Origin of the sequence: Halothiobacillus sp. (genome assembly GCF_028710545.1) — a bacterium.
Lineage (GTDB): Bacteria > Pseudomonadota > Gammaproteobacteria > Halothiobacillales > Halothiobacillaceae > Halothiobacillus.
In genome coordinates this window covers 1-4,455 of sequence record NZ_JAQTTX010000094.1, presented here as the reverse complement: position 1 = coordinate 4,455, position 4,455 = coordinate 1, and the positions used below count along the sequence as shown (strand labels likewise).

Annotated in this window: 4 protein-coding genes; 2 read left to right on the top strand and 2 right to left on the bottom strand. The window is 55.4% G+C overall.

The features are described 5' to 3' along the window. Nucleotides 1-158 (top strand): citrate/2-methylcitrate synthase (locus PHD44_RS12305; protein ID WP_300192153.1); only part of this gene is annotated, 158 nt, incomplete at its 5' end. Nucleotides 159-176: 18 nt separating this feature from the next. On the opposite strand, the gene PHD44_RS12300 is transcribed toward PHD44_RS12305, so the two are convergent. Both PHD44_RS12300 and PHD44_RS12295 read right to left on the bottom strand, forming a co-directional pair. Continuing rightward, nucleotides 177-1,352 carry an anhydro-N-acetylmuramic acid kinase gene (locus tag PHD44_RS12300; protein WP_300192151.1) on the bottom strand — a complete coding sequence of 392 codons (1,176 nt, stop codon included), beginning with the start codon at nt 1,350-1,352 and terminating at the stop codon, nt 177-179. Between the two features lie 5 nt (nt 1,353-1,357). Next, on the bottom strand, nt 1,358-2,830 hold the full coding sequence (locus PHD44_RS12295; protein ID WP_300192149.1) for a peptidoglycan DD-metalloendopeptidase family protein: 1,473 nt from the start codon (nt 2,828-2,830) through the stop codon (nt 1,358-1,360). Nucleotides 2,831-2,916: 86 nt separating this feature from the next. Here PHD44_RS12295 and tyrS point away from each other — a divergent pair, with 86 nt between their 5' ends. Beyond that, complete coding sequence (tyrS, locus tag PHD44_RS12290) at nt 2,917-4,125, top strand: tyrosine--tRNA ligase (RefSeq protein ID WP_300192147.1); 1,209 nt, start codon at nt 2,917-2,919, stop codon at nt 4,123-4,125. Nucleotides 4,126-4,455 lie beyond the last annotated feature (330 nt).

Here is a 4,455-nt window from a genome sequence, read left to right as displayed (position 1 = left end):
TCCCGCGTGATCAGTTCACGCCCATTTTCGCCATTTCCCGGACTGCCGGTTGGCTGGCGCACTGGAAAGAGCAGATCGCCAATAACCGGATTTTCAGGCCGACGCAGGTGTATACCGGCTACGATCCACGCAGTTACAAGCCCATGTCCACTCGATAAATCAAGGGCGGGTTTGTCTCAGGCGGGGAAAAATCCGCCCAGAATGCGCAAACCTTCCGCGCCCGTCACCGACGGTGCGTTCCCCGCTTCCCCCAATAAAAATTGCCGTGCCAGCCAGGCGAAGGCGGCACACTCGACGCATTGCGGATCAATGCCGAAGAGGTCGCTGGTTTCGACGCGCGTTCCAGCGCGGATGTTTTGTACTGACTCTTGAATCAGGCCGGTGAGGAATCTGTTTCTGGCGCCGCCCCCTGCCAACACGACTAGGGGATCACCAGAAGCCATGAGCCAAGGCCGCAGGGATTCGGCGATGGTCTGCGCACTCAATGCGGCCAGTGTGGCCTGAACATCTTCGGCGGGCAGTGTATCCAGCCAATGTCCAGCTCGCGAGCGAAGCCAGTCAAGATTGAACAACTCGATACCTGTTGATTTGGGGGTTGCCTGCCGAAAAAACGGTTCTTTTAGCAAATGTTGCAGCAGGTCTTCGTTCGGCTTGCCACTTGCTGCCCACTGACCGTTTTCGTCGTAATCAAGTCCGCGTTGCAGTTTGATCCACGCGTCCATCAGCGTGTTGGCCGGACCGGTATCGAAGCCGAATAACGGCGTATCCGGGGTCATCACGGCGATATTGCCAATGCCCCCCAGATTGACCGTGATGAGTGCGCTGTCTTGACCTTCCTTTGCGCCAAAAAGTGCCCGGTGCGCCGGAGGAACCAGCGGCGCGCCTTGACCTCCTGCTGCCATATCCCGGCGCCGGAAGTCCGCGATGACATTAATGCCTGTCCGCTCGGCAATTACATTCGGGTCGCCAATCTGCAGCGTAAAAGAGTGTGTCGATGCCGGCCGGTGGCGGACAGTTTGCCCGTGACTGCCTATCGCAACGATATCACTGGCTTGGATGCGGTGCTCAGATAGCAGAGCCAGAACGCATTCGCCGACGCGTTCGGCCATCTGCGCGTCCAATTGCCCGAGGAAGTCGATGGCGTCGATGTGTTCGGGTGTTTTACCAAGCGCCAGTGCGCGCATGTCATTCGCCAAACCGCCCAAATCAAGTGTTTGGTGGGCGATGACACGTGCCTGTTGGCTGGAAAAGTCCACGGCACAGGCGTCGATACCATCCATGCTGGTACCCGACATCACACCAATGAAGACCCCTTTTTCTGCGCGCGCGGCCAAGTCAGAGAAGGGTGACATCGGAACTAGTCCGCCGTGGCAGTGACGGTATTCGCTGCGGTTCGTGCCGCCTGACGCTCATCCTTGGCCATCAAATCCAAGGCGGACTGTGTCTGGGCGAGGAAATCCTGGCGGTATTTTGAGGGAATGGGGTTGGCTTCCGGGAGTTTGGCTACCAGCGGGTCGGTGTATTTGCCGTTCACATGAAACTCATAATGCAGATGCGGGCCGGTTGCATCTCCGGTCATCCCGACGTAGCCGATCGTCTCACCCATGTCGACACGGCTGCCGCGCTTTATCTGGTTATTGAAACGGGACATGTGTCCGTAAACCGTTTCAAAGCCGCCATCGTGTTTGATTTTGATGACCTTGCCGTAACCGTGCTGCCAGCCAATGAACTCGATTTTTCCGCTGCCAGCCGCCTGAATAGGTGTGCCTGTGGGGGCAGCAAAGTCCACACCCTTATGTGCCTTGACCTTGTGGTAAATGGGGTGCATCCGGTGCATGTTGAATTTCGAACTGATTCTTGAAAAGGCGACCGGGTAACGCAGAAAACCACGCGCCAAGCTGGCGCCGTTGGGTTCGTAATAGCCGGTTTTCCCATTTGGCGCGGTATAGCGCACGGCCTGATAGGTTTTGCCATTGTTGACGAATTCCGCCGCGACGACCGCCCCGGTGTCAACGCGCTTGCCGTTGACATACTTCTCCTCATATACGATCCGGAAGTGGTCGCCATTTTGTACGTCTGTCAGGAAGTTGATCTTCCAGCCGAAAATGTCAGCCAGATCCATGACCATGTTTGCCGATAAGCCCGATTCGATCGCGGATTGGTACAGGGAACTGTCAATAACGCCTTCTGCGGTGGCCAGTCGTGTTTCCATTGGAAGGACAATCTTGTCTGCCGTGAACTGGTCGTTTGTGTCCCGGCGGATGCTCAGGGTCTTGTTAGGTGCCAGTTGATAGTTGATGGCGAGCAGCTGATTGTCCGGTGCCATCTCAACATCGAGTTGGTCGCCGGGGCGCAGATTCTTGAGTGGCGCGGCCTGGTCTCCAACTGCGATGACGTCCAAAACAGTTTGATAGTTCAGGCCCAAACGAGAGAAGATCGTCGACAGACTGTCACCGGATTTTACCTGGACGGTGGTGGCCACCGGTGCTGATTGTGTGGGTTCCGCTGGCGGCGTTTGAGGCTGGGTCAGTGTGAGTGCCGGGTCGGATAGCGGATCTTCATTGAGTAGCGAGGCAGTGGAAGCTGGGGTTTGTGTGGAAGGCGCGTTGTCAGTCGATTGTGGTACGAGGTCGAGTTCCGGCTCTGTCGGCGCAATCGCCTCGGCGATGCTCAGATCAATGCTCTGATCCAGGGCGGGATCGGTCGGGATCGAGATTTTGGCGATGACAATGCCCAACGAACCGACACCCAAAATCAGGGCGCTGACTCGAATCCAGGGGGCAACGCGAGACTTTTTCCGCGAAGATGCAAACAGGGTGCGTGTATCCATTGGTCAGCATTCCATTCAATATTCTTGATGTAAACGGTTACCATACAAGGCTTGCTTTAAGGTTTCAATGTAATGAGAGATGAATTGTGGACAACCGACTGACGACTGCGTTGGAAGAGATACGCCGTGGCACTGAAGAGATTTTGTTGGAGCAGGACTTGGTCGAGCGACTGAAGTCCGGCCGTGTGCTCCGCATCAAGGCTGGTTTTGACCCGACAGCCCCAGATTTGCACCTCGGGCACACAGTGTTGATTAACAAGTTGCGCCAATTCCAGCAGATGGGGCATCAGATTCTGTTTCTGATTGGCGACTTCACCGGGATGATCGGCGACCCGACGGGTAAAAGTGCGACCCGCCCGACGTTGACGCGGGCGCAGGTGCAGGAAAACGCGAAAACCTATCAACGCCAGATATTCAAGATTCTGGACCCAGATAAAACAGAAATCGTGTTCAATTCGACCTGGATGGGTGCGATGACGGCGGCGGATCTGATTGAGTTGGCGAGTCGTCAAACGGTGGCGCGCATGTTGGAACGGGATGACTTTTCCAAGCGCTATGGCGCTCATCAGCCTATAGCCATCCATGAGTTCCTCTATCCTTTAGTGCAGGGATACGACTCGGTGGCGCTAAAAGCGGATGTCGAGCTAGGGGGTACCGACCAGAAGTTCAACCTGCTGATGGGGCGCGAGTTGCAGAAGCAATATGGCCAGCCGCAGCAGACAGTCATCACCATGCCGTTACTCGAAGGGCTCGATGGTGTGCAGAAAATGTCCAAATCGCTGGGCAACTATATCGGAATCGAGGAGGCGCCCGATGAGCAGTTCGGTAAGCTGATGAAGATTTCCGATGAATTGATGTGGCGTTACTTCGATCTGCTCTCATTCCGTCCCTTGGTTGAGATCAAGCAGTTGCGCGAGGAAATGCAAACCGGGCGCAATCCACGGGATATCAAGTTCGAGTTGGCGATGGAGATCGTCGACCGATTCCATGGAGCAGGATCGGGTGCCGAGGCGAGAGAACGATTTATTGCCCGGTTCGCAAAATCCGAAATCCCTGACGATTTGCCCGAACATGACTTGCCCGCAGGCCTTGGCGTGGCGCAAGCGTTGAAAGAGATCGGCATGGTGGCATCAACCTCCGAGGCGTTTCGTCACATGAAGGCGGGCGCAGTGCGCCTGGGTGGAGAAGTTGTCGACGACAAAGGGGCGGTTCTGGAGGCGGGCGAGCACATCATTCAGGTGGGCAAGCGCCGCATGGCGAAAATAAATGTGACAAATGTCACATCGGGGGCTTGACGGAAAATATCAGGCCTGTATAGTTCGCCTCCCTGCTGCGACGGCGTGGCGGGGCGGTCTGAGAGGGCCGGGCACTTAGAAAAATAAGTGTTGACGGGGTGAAAGCGTTGAGTATAATGCGCGCCTCCTCGAAACGAGAGAAACAAACGAGACGAAAGCGAAAGGCGAGTAGTCAAGTGGTCTTAACCGGAAGGGTTGAGAGAAAAAATCTTTAAGAATCAAGATGATTTGTGTGGGTGCTTGTGTTGTCTGGGGATCCAGAAAACATAGGTGACCTGTCAAGACAAAATTAATGTAATGACAGGGTCAACCTCAAAGCTTTATAAGTGA

What these genes read in the sequence shown, in the direction of transcription:
- PHD44_RS12300 (WP_300192151.1), bottom strand. Translation starts at nt 1,352, where the DNA reads ATGTCACCCTTCTCTGACTTGGCCGCGCGCGCAGAAAAAGGGGTCTTC.
- PHD44_RS12295 (WP_300192149.1), bottom strand. Translation starts at nt 2,830, where the DNA reads ATGGATACACGCACCCTGTTTGCATCTTCGCGGAAAAAGTCTCGCGTT.